This window comes from Stackebrandtia albiflava (assembly GCF_007994225.1).
Classification (GTDB): Bacteria; Actinomycetota; Actinomycetes; order Mycobacteriales; family Micromonosporaceae; genus Stackebrandtia; species Stackebrandtia albiflava.
Genome location: NZ_VLLL01000011.1, coordinates 13,848 through 27,601 on the forward strand (window position 1 = coordinate 13,848; position 13,754 = coordinate 27,601).

General features: G+C 72.1%; 15 protein-coding genes and 1 pseudogene. 8 read left to right on the forward strand and 8 right to left on the reverse strand.

What is annotated here, in order from left to right; all coding sequences use genetic code 11:
• Position 1 precedes the first annotated feature (1 nt).
• Together LX16_RS24575 and LX16_RS24580 are read right to left on the reverse strand one after the other, a co-directional pair.
• Complete coding sequence (locus LX16_RS24575) at positions 2–784, reverse strand: enoyl-CoA hydratase-related protein (protein ID WP_147144179.1); 783 nt, start codon at positions 782–784, stop codon at positions 2–4.
• 4 nt (positions 785–788) lie between these two features.
• Positions 789–1,571, reverse strand: a complete 783-nt coding sequence (locus LX16_RS24580; RefSeq protein ID WP_147144182.1) for a PaaX family transcriptional regulator — start codon at positions 1,569–1,571, stop codon at positions 789–791.
• 299 nt (positions 1,572–1,870) lie between these two features.
• Here LX16_RS24580 and LX16_RS24585 point away from each other — a divergent pair.
• The 4 genes and pseudogenes from LX16_RS24585 to LX16_RS24600 form a co-directional block, all read left to right on the forward strand.
• Positions 1,871–2,035 (forward strand): annotated as a pseudogene (locus tag LX16_RS24585) (DUF3117 domain-containing protein); the annotation flags it as partial.
• 449 nt (positions 2,036–2,484) lie between these two features.
• The gene (locus LX16_RS24590; RefSeq protein ID WP_147144186.1) at positions 2,485–3,774 is read left to right on the forward strand and encodes a S1C family serine protease; all 1,290 of its coding nucleotides are present in this window, start codon (positions 2,485–2,487) and stop codon (positions 3,772–3,774) included.
• An 83-nt stretch (positions 3,775–3,857) separates the two neighbouring features.
• Positions 3,858–4,349, forward strand: coding sequence for a Sec-independent protein translocase protein TatB (gene tatB / locus LX16_RS24595; protein WP_147144189.1), 492 nt, complete (start codon positions 3,858–3,860; stop codon positions 4,347–4,349).
• A gap of 14 nt (positions 4,350–4,363) precedes the next feature.
• Positions 4,364–5,197, forward strand: coding sequence for a serine hydrolase domain-containing protein (locus LX16_RS24600; RefSeq protein WP_158645729.1), 834 nt, complete (start codon positions 4,364–4,366; stop codon positions 5,195–5,197).
• Positions 5,198–5,206: 9 nt separating this feature from the next.
• Here LX16_RS24600 and LX16_RS24605 read toward each other — a convergent pair whose 3' ends face one another.
• The 4 genes from LX16_RS24605 to LX16_RS24620 form a co-directional block, all read right to left on the reverse strand.
• Positions 5,207–6,364 (reverse strand): Mrp/NBP35 family ATP-binding protein, encoded by a 1,158-nt coding sequence (locus tag LX16_RS24605; protein ID WP_147144192.1) that lies wholly within the window; start codon positions 6,362–6,364, stop codon positions 5,207–5,209.
• Between the two features lie 54 nt (positions 6,365–6,418).
• Entirely contained in the window at positions 6,419–7,180 is a 762-nt protein-coding gene (locus LX16_RS26795; RefSeq protein ID WP_158645730.1) for a hypothetical protein, read from the reverse strand.
• A 91-nt stretch (positions 7,181–7,271) separates the two neighbouring features.
• The gene (locus LX16_RS24615; RefSeq protein WP_147144199.1) at positions 7,272–7,793 is read right to left on the reverse strand and encodes a DUF1003 domain-containing protein; all 522 of its coding nucleotides are present in this window, start codon (positions 7,791–7,793) and stop codon (positions 7,272–7,274) included.
• The gene (locus tag LX16_RS24620; RefSeq protein ID WP_211354751.1) at positions 7,786–9,030 is read right to left on the reverse strand and encodes a magnesium transporter MgtE N-terminal domain-containing protein; all 1,245 of its coding nucleotides are present in this window, start codon (positions 9,028–9,030) and stop codon (positions 7,786–7,788) included. Before LX16_RS24620 ends, LX16_RS24615 begins: the two co-directional genes overlap by 8 nt.
• 81 nt (positions 9,031–9,111) lie before the next feature.
• Between LX16_RS24620 and LX16_RS24625 the strand changes: the two genes are divergently transcribed.
• Positions 9,112–9,951 carry a PhzF family phenazine biosynthesis protein gene (locus tag LX16_RS24625; protein WP_147144202.1) on the forward strand — a complete coding sequence of 280 codons (840 nt, stop codon included), beginning with the start codon at positions 9,112–9,114 and terminating at the stop codon, positions 9,949–9,951.
• A 391-nt stretch (positions 9,952–10,342) separates the two neighbouring features.
• Complete coding sequence (gene hemC / locus LX16_RS24630; RefSeq protein ID WP_147144205.1) at positions 10,343–11,269, forward strand: hydroxymethylbilane synthase; 927 nt, start codon at positions 10,343–10,345, stop codon at positions 11,267–11,269.
• Here hemC and LX16_RS24635 read toward each other — a convergent pair.
• Together LX16_RS24635 and amrA are read right to left on the reverse strand one after the other, a co-directional pair.
• Positions 11,244–11,756 carry a hypothetical protein gene (locus LX16_RS24635; RefSeq protein ID WP_147144208.1) on the reverse strand — a complete coding sequence of 171 codons (513 nt, stop codon included), beginning with the start codon at positions 11,754–11,756 and terminating at the stop codon, positions 11,244–11,246. The genes hemC and LX16_RS24635 overlap by 26 nt on opposite strands.
• Positions 11,753–12,352: an AmmeMemoRadiSam system protein A gene (gene amrA / locus LX16_RS24640; RefSeq protein ID WP_147144211.1), complete on the reverse strand. Its 600-nt coding sequence runs from the start codon at positions 12,350–12,352 to the stop codon at positions 11,753–11,755. The genes LX16_RS24635 and amrA overlap by 4 nt, the downstream gene beginning before the upstream one ends.
• A 70-nt stretch (positions 12,353–12,422) precedes the next feature.
• Here amrA and LX16_RS24645 point away from each other — a divergent pair, with 70 nt between their 5' ends.
• Together LX16_RS24645 and LX16_RS24650 are read left to right on the forward strand one after the other, a co-directional pair.
• Entirely contained in the window at positions 12,423–13,259 is an 837-nt protein-coding gene (locus tag LX16_RS24645; RefSeq protein WP_147144214.1) for an SDR family NAD(P)-dependent oxidoreductase, read from the forward strand.
• Positions 13,260–13,337: 78 nt separating this feature from the next.
• Positions 13,338–13,745 (forward strand): thiol-disulfide oxidoreductase DCC family protein, encoded by a 408-nt coding sequence (locus LX16_RS24650; RefSeq protein ID WP_147144217.1) that lies wholly within the window; start codon positions 13,338–13,340, stop codon positions 13,743–13,745.
• Positions 13,746–13,754 lie beyond the last annotated feature (9 nt).

Sequence of the window (13,754 nt, forward strand, 5' to 3'; positions counted from 1 at the left end):
CTCACCGGCCCTGGAACTCCGGCTTCCGCTTGGCCACGAACGCGTCCACCGCGTCACGGTGATCGGTGGTGAACCCGCACGCCGCCTGCGCGTCGGCCTCCCCGGCCAACGCCGCCTCGAAATCCCCGTCCTGCCGAAGCTGCCGCCTGATCTCGGCGAAGGCCCGGGTGGGACCGACGGCGAGCCGGGCGGCGAGCGCGGTCGCCCGGGGCAGCACCTCCGCGTCGTCGTCGACGAGTTCGGTCAGCAGTCCCAGCTCGCGCGCCCGGTCGGCGGTGACCTTCCGGTTCAGCATCAACATCTCCGTGGCGACGGCGGTGCCGACGAGCCGGGGGAGCGTGTAGCTGGCGCCGGTGTCGGCCGCCAACCCGATCCCCGCGAACGCCATCGTGAAGCTGGTCGAGGGACCGCCGACCCGGAAGTCCGCCAGGAACGCCAGTGACGCCCCCGCCCCCGCCGCCGCGCCCCGCACCGCCGCCACCACGGGCTTGGGCATCGTGAACAGCAGGCGCGCGATCGGGTTGAAGTGGTCGCGCACCGTGGCGAGCGGATCATCCCCCGCGAGGTTCCCGACGTGTTCGCGCAGGTCCTGCCCGACACAGAAACCGCGGTCACCGGCCCCCGCCAGCAGCACCGCCCGGCAGGCCGGGTCCGCGGCGGCCTCGGTCAGGGCCTCCAGCAGGGCCTCCTTGACGGCCACGTCCAGGGCGTTCAACGCCTGCGGCCGGTTCAACGTGATGGTCGTCAGGCCGCCTTCGCGCGACGTCAGGACTGCATCGGTCATCGGTTCACCTCATCTGTAGACAACGATCGACGAAACGGTCCGCCGCCGGGCGCAGCCGGGCCGCCTGGGCGTCGAAGAACGCCGCCGCGGTGCTGCCCGCCCAGTGTGGCGGACACAGTTCCGCGGGCAGTTGCGGATCGGAGAACAGGAACACCCGGAACGCGTGCACCAGTTCGCAACGCGCCGTGTACGCGATCTGGTCGGGCGTGCCGGTCCCGACCAGCGACACCATCGGTTCCATCACCGCCACGAACTCCCGGTACCTCGCGGCCAGCGCGTCCAGGTCCCAGGCGCGCCGCGTCAGCGACACCGTGTCGCCGTGGTGCTCGGCGGCGAACCGGTCGTAGCCGACGCCCGCCTCGGCGAACACCTGCGGCAGTTCCCGCGACCGCCACGGCGAGATCCAGGTGCCGGCGGCGAGCGGGCCGTAACCGTGGAACCGCAGCACGTCCGCCAACCGGTGCCGTTGCCGCCGGTCACCGGGCGGCGAGAACATGACCAGGTCGAGCCGGCCGTCCCACGCCGGGTCACGGGTGCGGTAGATCCGGGCCGCCGCCTCGTCGAGCCGTTGGGTGCCCTTGACCGTCAACGCGTAGCCCCGTTGCCCGTCGATGGTGACGCCGGTGAGCCAGCCCTGTTTCACCATCCGGGACACCGCCGTGCGGACCGCGGGCGCGTTGACGCCCAGCGGCGCCATCAGGCTCACCAGCGCCGCGATCGGGGCCCGCCCGCCACGCGGGCGGAGGTGGTCCCCGAACAGATCGAACAGCGCCGAGCGGGCGTGCATCGTGGTGACGGTTCCTCGCGGGTCGAGCGCCGCGAGGGACGGCGTCGCGGCGGTGTCTTGGCTGGTCGGCGCGGCGGTCGTGCGAGCGGCGCCGGGGTCGGTGAGCAGGCGACGAGTGTGACAGAAAACCGGCGGAATCTCAAGTCGGCGTCACATCACGGCCGGGGTGGTTTGGAATTCGAGGTGCTCATCAGGGAAGATTGTTCGTCGAGCGTTTCGGCACCGAGTTGGAACGACTGACATAATGTCCCACCCATGAGAGCCGCGTACCGCGGCAACGAGTCGAGGGGAGTCAACACATGGCGGCCATGAAACCGCGGACAGGCGACGGTCCGTTGGAGGTCACCAAGGAGGGCCGCGGCATCGTCATGCGGGTCCCGCTCGAAGGCGGCGGCCGGCTGGTGGTCGAGATGACCCAGGACGAAGTCGACACCTTGTCCGAGGAGCTTCGAAACCTCAACGGCTTATTGTTACCGGTTTGCGAAAGACAACACCCCGGAATTCACACCACCGGCGCTTCCCGCCACGCGAAGTGGCCGTGGTGCATCTCGACCGGACGGCTCCGGCGGCAGGGAGGATTTTGCCGCCGGAGCCGTCGCCGTGCGGGCACCACCGCGCAATTCGATACGGCACGGCTCCGCGCCCGGGCCACCGGGTAGGATCGGTGGACTGTGTATCGGGTCACTTCGACCACCGGGTACGCGGCCCGGAAGGCGGCCCCGCCGCCGTTCCGGAGCCGGCGCGAGAGGTTGCGGACCAGCGGCTCGGCGTTCCACCACCGCGGTGACACGCCGGCCGGGGAGAGGGGCGCCCACCGACCCGAGGCGCCCGGTTTGTCGCGGGCGGGCATCATACGAACCACAGGGTGGGTGACCGGCGGCGATCCGCCGACGGCCGAGGAGAGGACGACACCATGGTGGACGGCAATCCGCAGCCGAACCGGACCAGCGGGTGGGCGGCACCGTCGACCGACCACCCGGCGCAACCCCGCCAGCCCTACCAGCCGCCCGCTCCGGCCACGTCGCCGTGGTGGGCCAAGGACGCCGCCACGGACCCGTGGCGTGACCCCGCCGCGCCCGCCGTCGTACGGCACACCCCTCCGCCGGTGTTGCCCCCGACCGAGCCCCCCGCCCCGCCCGAACCCGCCCACGCCCCCACCACGCGCCTCGTCGTCGTCATCGCCGTCGTCACGGCCCTGCTGGCCGGTGGGATCGGGGCCGCCCTCGCCGTCTACGCCACCTCCAGCGGCCGCACCGGAGTGGTCACCCAACCCAACACCGACCGGCCCGCCGGCTCCTATCAGGACATAATCTCGCAACTGCTGCCCAGCGTCGTCACCATCTGGGTCGACAGCGACGAGGGCGGCGGCAACGGCTCCGGATTCGTGTACTCCTCCGAGGGCTACATCGTCACCAACCAGCACGTCGCCAACCTCGCCGACGCCGACGGCGCCCGGATGACGGTGCAGTTCAACGACGGCACCGAGATCCCCGCCGAGGTCGTCGGCGGCGCCGAGTCCACCGACATCGCCGTCATCAAGGTGGACCGCACGGGGCTGCCCGCCGTCGCCGTCGCCGACTCCAACGACCTGGTCGTGGGCGACCCCGTCATCGCCATCGGCGCGCCCCTGGGCCTGTCCCACACCGTCACCGACGGCATCGTCAGCGCACTCGACCGTCCGGTCGTCGCCGGTGAGTCCGAACGCGACAGCACCGTCACCGCCGCCATCCAGACCGACGCCGCCATCAACCCCGGCAACTCGGGCGGCCCTCTCGTGGACGCGGGCGGTGCCCTGGTGGGGGTCGTGTCGTCGATCTACACCATCGCCAACGAGGAGGGCGAGGGCGGCAGCATCGGGCTCGGATTCGCCATCCCGTCCAACCAGGTCGTGCGGATCGCCTCCGAACTCATCGACACCGGCGAGGCCACCCGCACCGAACTGGGCGTCTCCCTGGAACAGTCCCGGCCCGGAGTGCCCGGCGCCCAGATCGAGTCCGTCGACTCCGGGGGCCCCGCCGCCGAGGCCGGCATCACCGAGGGCGACGTCATCCGCTCCATCAACGGCACACCCGTGTTGTCCGACGTGCACCTGCGCGCCCTGGTGCTCAAGTACGGCGGAGGGGACACCGTGACCATCGGATACGAACGCGACGGAGAGACCGCCGAAGCACAGGTGACGCTGCGATCGGTGCCCGACAACTGATCCGTGACGCCCGGTGACGTGTTGCCGGGGAACGACCGCACGGCGTAGGCTGGCGACGACTTTCCGCCCTCAAGGAGCAGTTGATGTTCGAAAACCTCGGTGCCTGGGAGATCCTCCTCCTGATCCTGGTGGCACTGTTCATCATCGGCCCCGAACGGCTGCCGAAGATGCTGAAGCAACTGGGCAAGATGGTCCGCAAACTGCGGACCATGGCCTCCGACGCCACCGCCGACATCAGCCGCGAGGTCGGCACCGACATCGACATCACCGACCTCAACCCCAAGACGTTCATCCGCAAACACGTCCTCAGCGAAGCCGACGAGGAGGCGCTGAAGAACCCGCTGCGGTCCGCCCTCGGCGACCTCAAACGCGACGCCGACGGGGTACGACGCGACCTCGACGAGACCGCGTCCGCGATGCGCTCCACCCGGGCCGGCCGCGCCGCCCGGGCGGAGAAGGCCGACGTCTCGGCGACCACCGGAGGCGACGAGGCCCCCACGGTGCCCAAGCCCGCGGTCGGCGCCGACACCGAGAAGGCCGCCACCGGCGACCGCTACGACGCCGACGCCACCTGAGACCCGCCCGCCCGGTGGACACGCCCGCACCGGTCGTCCCGGTATACAGCGTCGCCAAGACCTACACCGCCGCCGCGGCGTTCCTCACCCTCGACCTCGCCGCGCCGGTGAGCGCGTACCTCCCGGACCCGCCCCCGCCCGTGGCCGGTCTCCGGCTCCACGACCTGCTGACCCACCGCTCCGGCCTCGACGACTACTCCGGGTGGCCCGACTACCGCGCCGCCGTGGCCGCACGTGAGACACCGTGGCCACCGGAGACGGTCCTGTCCCGGGCACGGACGTCACCGGCCGGCGGCTTCCGGTACTCCAACATCGGATACCTCCTGGTCAGGCGCTGCCTGGAGGAGGCACACGGCGACACCCTCTTCGGCGTCCTGGACACGACGGTGCTGTCACCCCTCGGGATCACCGCGCACCGGTTCGCCGAACCCGCCGACTGGACGGCCTGCACCCACCCCTCGACGACCGGGCACCTGCGCGCCTACCACCCCGGTTGGGTGTACCCGGGCACCTTCGCCGCCCGCGTCGACGACACCGCGCGAGGCATCGCCCTGATGATGCGGGGCGCACTGGGCGACGACCTCGCCGCGGCGATGCGCGACACGGCGCCCGTCGACGCGCCCGGACACCCACTCGACCCGCCCGGATACGGCCTCGGCCTCATGACCGGCGGAACCCCGCCCGTCGTCGTCGGACACGGCGGCGGGGGACCCGGTTTCCACCTGTTCGCCGCGGCCACCGCCGACGGCCGGCGTTGGCACGGCGTCGTCACGACCGAGGACACGGACCCGCTCGACCCCGCCGCGACCTGCGTCGCCGCGGTCGCGTCCGCCCGACCCGGATCCTGACCGGGAGACTCAGCCCCGCCGGGGCGACAGGCCCAGCGACTTGCCCGCCAGGCTCTCACGCCGCACCGCCAACCGGTCCGCCACACCCCGCAACGCCGCCGCCGCCGCCGACTCCGGCGCCGTCAACACCAACGGCACACCCGCGTCACCGGCCTCACGCAACGCCGGCTCCAACGGGATCTGACCCAGCAACGGCACCTGGTGGCCGAGCCGCCGCGACAACGCCTCCGACACCTGCGCGCCACCGCCGGCACCGAACACCTCCATCCGGGAACCGTCCGGGGTCTCCAGCCACGACATGTTCTCCACGACACCGGCCAACCGCTGATGCGTCTGCATTGCGATCGCCCCGGCCCGTTCGGCCACTTCCGCCGCCGCCGTCTGCGGCGTCGTCACCACCAGCAACTCCGCGCCCGGAAGCAACTGCGCGACCGAGATCGCGATGTCACCGGTGCCGGGCGGCAGGTCCAGCAACAGGACGTCCAGCTCTCCCCAGTACACGTCGGCCAGGAACTGCTGCAACGCCCGGTGCAGCATCGGGCCGCGCCACACCACGGCGGCGTTGCCCTTGGTGAACATCCCGATCGAGATCACCTTCACGCCGTGCGCCTGCGGCGGCATGATCATGTCCTCGACCGCCGTCGGCCGGGCGTCGGCCGCGCCGAGCATCCGGGGCACCGAGTGGCCGTAGATGTCGGCGTCCACCACTCCCACCGACAGGCCCTTCGCGGACAACGCCGCCGCGAGGTTCACCGTGACACTGGACTTCCCGACACCGCCCTTACCGGAGGCGACCGCGAAGACCCGGGTGCGGGAACCGGGCTGGCTGAACGGGATCACCGGCTCGCCGCCACCCCCGCCGCGCAGCGACTCCTGGAGCGTGCGCCGCTGCGTGTCGGTCATCGTGCCGAAATCCACCGACACCGACTCGATCCCCTCGACCGTCTGGGCGGCGGCCGTCACGTCGTTCCGGAGGGTGTCCTTCAACGGGCAACCCGCGATGGTCAGCAGGATCCGGATGGCGGCGTGGGTGCCGTCGACGACGACGCTCTCGACCATGCCGAGATCGGTGATCGGGCGGCGGATCTCGGGATCGTCGACGGTGCTCAGCGCGGCGTGAACCGCCTGTTCGATCGTCGTTGCTGGGGCAGAAGACATGCGCCCCATCGTACGTCCCGGGTGACGTGCCCGGCCGCCGCCAGGTGCCGGCAGCGCGCGAGATCACTCCTGCGGACCGTCACCCGGGTCGTCCGTGGGCGGCTCCGACGACGGCGACGGCGGCTCCTGCGGCGACGAGGGTTCCCCCGTCGGCGGTGAGGACGGCTCCGACTCCGACGGAGACGGCGACTCCTCCGGCTCACCGGTGCTCTCCGACGGCGACGGGGAGACGTCGTCGCTCGGCGGCGTCCACGGCCCCGTGTCGCCACCGTCCCCGTCGTCGGGGGAACCGGTCGACGCCCCCGAATCGGGTGAGCCGCCGTAGAACGCCGCCGGCGGCTGGCCCGACAACCAGGCGATACCGGTCAGGGCGGCGATACTCAACACGAAGACCACGACGCTGCTGATCAGGACCGGCCGCCACGCGAACCGGCGGCCCGGCACCGGCGTCGACTCCGGAACGGCCGGATCCGCCTCGGGTACCGCCGCCGGGCGGATCACCGGAGCGCCGTCGCCTCCGGCGGGTTCGGCCGTGACCGTCACGGCGCCCGCCGCGCCACGCCGCCGCACCCGCCGCAACCGTTCCCGGGTACGGTTCATCGAATGTAGATAGAGGACGGTCGCCACCGAGGACACCACGCTGACCACCGCGACACCCACGACCGTGCCGTAGATGCCCATGGCGTTGGCGACGACCGCGGCCGTCGTCGCGGCGGCGGTGGCCGCCACGATCTGCAGGGAGTTCAACCGGGTGTCGGACTCCTCGGCCGCCTTGCCGGGCTCGCGGGAGACCTCCTCGGCGGTCTCGTCGCGGTCTTTCGGCATGGCGGGACCCCCTTCGCTGCGCTCACACGGTCGAGACCGGTTGTCAAGCCTGCCCGGCGGCCACCACACCGCCCAGGCTTTGTGCCGCGGCTCACCGGGACTCGCGGGCACCGCCCCGGGAGCCGGCGTCCCGGCGCTCGTCTTCCTCCTCGACCGGTTCACGCGACCGATGCAGCTCCGCGCGCAGGAAGTCACGGGTCGCGACCTCACCCAACGCGATCCGCAACGCCGCGATCTCCCGGGCCAGGAACTCGGTGTCGGCCTTGGCGGCCTCCGCCCGGTTGCGGTCCGCCTCGATCTGCACCCGGTCCCGGTCGGCCTGCCGGTTCTGCGCCAACAGGATCAGCGGGGCCGCATAGGACGCCTGAGTGGAGAAGAACAGGTTCAAGAGGATGAACGGGTACGGGTCCCACCGCAGACCGAACAGGCCGATCAGGTTCAACGCCACCCACAGCAGGACGAAACCCGTCATGTACACCAGGAACGTCGCGGTGCCCATGAACCTGGCGAACCGCTCCGCGAAGACGCCGAACGACTCCGAGTCCAGTCTGGGCAGCCGGACCCGGCGAGACACCCGGGGCTGTTCCAGCCGACGGTCCCGGCCGTCAGACATTGCGTTCCCTCCAACCCGGCGGCAACAGGTGATCCAGCACGTCGTCCACCGTCACCGCGCCGATCAGCCGGTCGTCCCGCACCACCGGGATCGCCACCAGGTCATACGCCGCCAACCGCCGCGTCACCTCCATCAACGGCGCGTCCGGGTCCAGCGGATCGATGTCGGTGTCCACACACGCCGCCAACAGGTTCGACGGCGGCTCACGCAGCAACCGCTGGAAGAACGCCGTCCCCAGGTAACGACCGGTCGGGGTCGCGGTCGGCGCCCGGCACACGAACACCTGTGCCGCCATCGTCAACGGCTGCTGCGGAACCCTGATGAACGCCAACGCCTCCGCCACCGTCGCGTCCGGAGCCAGGATGATCGGCTCACTGGTCATGATGCTGCCCGCCGTGCCCTCCCGGTACTGCAGCAACTGCCGCACCGGATCGGCCTCGGCCGGTTCCATCAGGCTCAGGATCTCCAGCTTCTCCGCGGCCGGCATCGAATTGAGCAGGTCCGCGGCGTCGTCGGGACCCATCTCGCCGATCACCGTGGCGGCGCGCGGCCGGTCGAGCGAATGGATCAACTCCACCTGGTCGGTCTCCGACAGTTCCTCCAGCAGCGCCGCCAACCGGTCGTCGTGCAGCGCCGCCGCCAACTCGACCCGGCGCCGCAGCGGCAGGTCCCGGACCAGGTTCGCCAGGTCCGCGGCACGCAGGTCCTCGGTGGCCTCCACCAGTCCCGCCGCGCCCTGGGCACGGTTGCCGCTTCCCAGACCGGTCACGTCCTCCCAGTTCAACTGCAGGAGTTGACCGCGTCGCGACAACCGCTTGGTGCGCCGCCGTACCGCGACCCTGGTCAGCCACCAGTCGCCCTGCCGGTCGCGTTCCATCGCCACGTCCACGACCTCACCGTCGCCGTGACCGTCCTCCCGGGCGAAACCGACCCGGCGGTCCAACAGCTCCCCGATCGTCAGGACCTCACCCGGACGGGTGGAGAACTTGCGCAGGTTCAGCGTCCCGGTCGACAGGACGACCGCCTCCGACGCCACCGACGTCACCCGCCCCATCGGGATGAAGATGCGCCGGAACGCCTGGATCTCGGCGACCAGGCCCAGCACCGGGGGAGGCCGGGAGTCGCTGCGGGGACGCACCACCGCGTCCGACACCCGCCCCACCTGGTCACCGTTGGGGTCGAAGATCGCCGTCCCGGCGAGCTGCGCGATGTAGACCCGGCCAGCCGTAGTCGCCACAGCGCTCACAGTAGTCGCGCCCGGGCGGTGGGCAGGGCCAATCCGATTCAGCGCCGTGGCGCGGTGGCATACCGTGTCACAATGCTGCGTTACGAGATCCTCGACGTGTTCACCGGCCGCGCCTACAGCGGGAACCCACTCGCCGTGGTGTTCGGCGCCGACGACCTCACGGCCAACCAGATGCAGCTCATCGCCAAGGAGTTCAACCTGTCGGAGACCTCCTTCGTGATGGAGCCCTCCATCGAGGGAGCCACCTACCAGGCCCGGATCTTCACGCCCGCCGAAGAGCTCCCGTACGCGGGGCATCCCAGCATCGGCACCGCGGTCGCGCTCGCCCGGCAGGGACGGATCCCGCAGGGCGAAGTGGTACAGGAGTGCCGTGCGGGGCTGCTGATCCTGAACGTCGACGAGGAGTTCGCGACGCTCACCGGGGCGGAACCCACACTCGGCGGCGAGGCCGACGCCGGCCCGTTGCTGGCGGCCACCGGCCTGACCGAAGCGGACCTGGCGGGCACGCCACGCTACGCGGGCACCGGCCTGGAGTACCCGTACCTGCCGGTGCGGCCCGAATCCGTCGCGCGCGCCCGGTCGCACCCGCGCCCCGACGTGCCCGAGGTGTACCTGTTCGCCTGGGACGGCGAACGCCGGCACGCGCACTCACGCATGTTCGCGCCCGGCCTCGGAGTGCCCGAGGACCCGGCCACCGGATCGGCCGCGCTGGGGCTGGGCGTGTACCTGGTGGCAGCCGGACTGCTCCCCGGTGACGGCGAGACCGGCTACCTCATCGAACAGGGCGCCGAGATGGGCCGCCCCTCGCAGTTGGAGTGCGCCGTGACCGCCGAGGCGGGCGCCGCGACCGCCGTGAGGGTGCGCGGTCAGGCCCTGCGGGTGGCCTCCGGGGAACTGCTCCGGCTGCCGTGAGCCGGCGGGAGCGACCGGTCCCCGTGCTCGGGGGCCGCCACTCCTCCTCCCCATGGCGTCGAGCCTAGGGCCTCGGCGGCGGCTCCGTCGACTCCGCAACCGGGGGCCTGTGGAAAACCGGTGGGTTGTGGACGACGCGGTGGACCGGAAGCCGACGCCTTCCCCGCCGTGGTGACCGGGTCGCCGAGACCTGGGGGCCGGGCGCAGGGGTGTCACGGCTCGTAGGAGGCGCGGCGTGCCGCCCGGCACCCTGAGCCGGTCCCGGCGGCCGGAACCGGGCGAGGCACCCGGCGGACCGGCGACAGACCACCACGGCCGACGGTGTGATGCCGGCCCACCCGGAGCGGCACCAGCCGGAACACCGACCCGGGCCGCGCGTACCCTGTCCGGTATGGCGGCGATTGTGCGTATCGGCACCCGTTCCTCTCCCATGGCGATGGCCCAGGCCGAACGGGTCCGCGCCGACCTGCTGCGCGTCTCACCCGACGTGACCGTGGAGATCAACCCCATGACCACCTCCGGTGACCGTTGGACCGGCCCGCTGTCTCAGCTGGGCGGCAAGGGCGCGTTCACCAAGGAGGTCGACGCCGCGATCCTGTCCGGAGAGGTGGACCTGGGGGTCCACTGCGTCAAGGACATACCCGGTGACCGCCCGGTCCCGGAGGGCACCGTCATCGCCGGTTACCTGACCCGCGACGACGTACGCGACGCCGTCGTCATCCCCGGCGGCGGAGAACTCGCCGACCTGCCGCCCGGCAGCCGGATCGGCACCTCGTCCCCCCGCCGCGTCGCGCAACTGGCACTGCACTGGCCGCACCTGCGGCCGGTCCCGATCCGCGGCAACGCCAACACCCGCCTCGCCAAGCTCGACGACGGTCGGTTCGACGCCCTGCTGCTGGCGGTCGCGGGCCTGGAACGCATCGGCCTGACCAGCCGGATCAGTCAGATCCTCTCCGAGGACACCATGATCCCGGCGGTCGGTTCCGGCACACTCGCGCTGCAGTGCCGCACCGACGACACCGCCACACTGGAACTCGCCGAGAAGTTGGCCGACTCGCTCACGACCCGCCAGACCGTCGCCGAACGCGCGATGCTGCGGGTGCTCGACGGGCACTGCCATTCCCCGATCGCCGGTTACGCCGAACCGCACGGCGACGGCTCCCTCACCCTGCACGGCAGGGTGATCTCACCGGACGGCAAGACGGTGCTCGACGCCACCGACCGTCACACCGACCCGGAGGCGTTGGGCGTCGCCGTGGGGGAGGCGCTGTTGCGCCAGGGCGCCCGCGAGGTCATCGACGCCGATCGGCCCGCTTGACCCTGTGCAACCGGAAAGGCTTACGGGTCGGCCGTGCGGCCGGACTCGGCCTCGGGACCGCCGCGAGTGAGCCCTCGGGCAGCGTGGCGCCCGCCTGGTCGGGCACCGGGTGCGGCGCGAGCCGGTAGACGGCGCACTCCGCCGCCCACCTGGCGACGGTGTCACCGGCCGGGGCGTTGAGCCGTTTCGCCGCCAACGCGGTCGCGACGCCCTCCCACTCGGGAGCCGCCGGGTCCACCCGTGTCACGTCGGCGGTGAAGCCGACGATCCTTCCGCCGTGGTCGCCGCGCAACCGGACACCCGCGGTGTCGGCACCGTCGAGTCCCGGATCGTCCTGCTCCCCGGGGCCGCACACCACGTACAGGGCGTCGTCGATCCACAGGCACCACAGCGCCGTCTCGGTGTCGCCGGCGGCCACCCACGCCACGGCGGCACGCTTCACCGCCTCCACGATGAGGGCGGCCGGTGTGGACTGCGCGTCTGTCACGGGACCTCCAGGGGCTGCCGCGGCGGAAGATCCGCGACGGTGTGGGTGGTGTAACGCTCGGCGGTCATGCCTTCGGGCCACTGCGGCCAGCCGCCCTTGGCCAGCAGGGCGGCGAGGAAACGCTCCGGGTCCGGAAGCGACCGCCACACCGCCGGGAGGAACGTCGCCCGGCGGTCGCCGTGCCGCAACGTCAGGCCGTCCACATCGGGACGCAGGCCGTCGAGCAGATCCGAGGGACCGGTCACCCGGAACGGCGAGGGCGTCGACAGCACCGACACCTCGACGGTCAGGTCCGGCCAGTCGTCCACCGTCACCGGCGGCATCCTGCGGTCCACCATCGACTGCCGCGCGTTGTGGACCACGTCCAGGAACAGGGGGCGCCGCGCCACGAGGCTGCCGATGCAGCCGCGCAGCCGTTCGCCGCGCCGCAGCGTCACGAAGCTCGCGCCGGGGCGGCGCAGGGTCTCGGCCTCGTCGCCGGACGCGGTGCGTTCCAGCAGTTCGGTCGCGGAGTGGAACCGCTCGGTCAGCCGGGCGTGCACCGCGGCCACCGCGAGCGCGCCGACCGCGGTGGCGGGTCCCGGGTTGTCGGTCACCCGTCGATACTGTCACGTCCGGAACGTCCACGGGCGGGCCGTTGTCGGCGGTTCGTGCGAAGATCGGGCGATGCAGTCGCCGAACCCGCCACGACCCGTCGGGGAAGCCACGGTAATCCGGCACCCCACCGCCCGCGTACCCGCGTCACAACCCACCGAAGTGGACTCGTTGGAGGGCCGGGTCGCACTCGTCACCGGTGCGGGCAGTCCCGACGGCATCGGCTTCGCCGTGGCGCGTCGCCTCCGCGCCGCCGGCGCCGAGGTCGTCGTGGTCTCGACCACCAAACGCATCCACGAACGCGCCTCCGAACTCGACGCGACGGGCTTCGTCGTGGACCTCACCGAGGACGCCGAGGTGGCGGGCCTGGCCGACGCCCTCACCGACCAGATCGGTCCGGTGGACGTGCTGGTCAACAACGCCGGTCTGGCCTCCAAGACCGGTCCGGCGGTGCTCCGCCCGGTGGCGCAGCTGTCCCCGGCGGAGTGGCGTGACGAGGTCGACCGGAACCTGTCCACGACGTTCCTGGTGAGCCGGGCGTTCGTGCAGGGGATGGCGGAGCGGGGCTGGGGCCGGGTCGTCAACGTCGCCGCCACCGCCGGAGTCGTCAACGGCGTCCCGGCCGAGGCCGCCTACGCCGCCGCCAAGGCGGGTGTCACCGGTCTGACCCGGGCGCTGTCGATGGAGCTGGTCGCCGACGGCGTCACCGTGAACGCGGTCGCTCCCGGCCTGATCCGCACGGGTTCCTCGACGGTGCCGGAGTTGCAACGCGGCCTCGACATGCCGATCGGCCGTCCCGGTACCGCCGACGAGGCCGCCGCCGCCATCGCGTTCCTGTGTTCGCCGTCGGCCGGTTACATCACCGGTCAGGTGCTCGTCGTCGACGGTGGTGCCGGCGTCCGGGCGTGACACATCGTCGGTGTGACGGCGTTCGCGCGGTCGCCGTACGGGGACGGACGCCGGGCGTGGCGGCGTTAGGCTAGCCGCATGACCGAGGCTGCGGTGTTCCTCTACGACGGCGACTGCGCGTTCTGTAGCAGGTGCGCCGGTTTCATCGAACGTCACATCGCCACGCCCGCGCGGGTCGCGCCCTGGCAGTGGACCGACATCGACACCCTGGGGCTGTCGGTCGACGACTGCGACGCGGCGGTGCAGTGGGTGGCTCCGGGAGGGCGGCGCGCCGCCGGCCCGGACGCGATCGCGGCGATGCTGCGCACCGCGCCCGGCGCGCTGGGGTTGTGGAAGACCGCCGGGTTGTTGCTGAGGTTCCCGCCGGTGCGGGCGGTGGCGTGGCCGGTGTACCGGTGGGTCGCCCGTAACCGGCACCGGATGCCGGGCGGTACCGCGGCGTGTTCCCTGCCGCAGGCGCAACGGAACGCCGGTAACGCCGCCTGACGCACGACG

Bases quoted from the DNA above. Each gene is read 5' to 3' on its own strand.
- LX16_RS24575 (WP_147144179.1), bottom strand. From the start codon at position 784: ATGACCGATGCAGTCCTGACGTCGCGCGAAGGCGGCCTGACGACCATC.
- LX16_RS24580 (WP_147144182.1), bottom strand. From the start codon at position 1,571: ATGCACGCCCGCTCGGCGCTGTTCGATCTGTTCGGGGACCACCTCCGC.
- LX16_RS24590 (WP_147144186.1), top strand. From the start codon at position 2,485: ATGGTGGACGGCAATCCGCAGCCGAACCGGACCAGCGGGTGGGCGGCA.
- tatB (WP_147144189.1), top strand. From the start codon at position 3,858: ATGTTCGAAAACCTCGGTGCCTGGGAGATCCTCCTCCTGATCCTGGTG.
- LX16_RS24605 (WP_147144192.1), bottom strand. From the start codon at position 6,364: ATGGGGCGCATGTCTTCTGCCCCAGCAACGACGATCGAACAGGCGGTT.
- LX16_RS26795 (WP_158645730.1), bottom strand. From the start codon at position 7,180: ATGCCGAAAGACCGCGACGAGACCGCCGAGGAGGTCTCCCGCGAGCCC.
- LX16_RS24615 (WP_147144199.1), bottom strand. From the start codon at position 7,793: ATGTCTGACGGCCGGGACCGTCGGCTGGAACAGCCCCGGGTGTCTCGC.
- LX16_RS24625 (WP_147144202.1), top strand. From the start codon at position 9,112: ATGCTGCGTTACGAGATCCTCGACGTGTTCACCGGCCGCGCCTACAGC.
- hemC (WP_147144205.1), top strand. From the start codon at position 10,343: ATGGCGGCGATTGTGCGTATCGGCACCCGTTCCTCTCCCATGGCGATG.
- LX16_RS24645 (WP_147144214.1), top strand. From the start codon at position 12,423: ATGCAGTCGCCGAACCCGCCACGACCCGTCGGGGAAGCCACGGTAATC.
- LX16_RS24650 (WP_147144217.1), top strand. From the start codon at position 13,338: ATGACCGAGGCTGCGGTGTTCCTCTACGACGGCGACTGCGCGTTCTGT.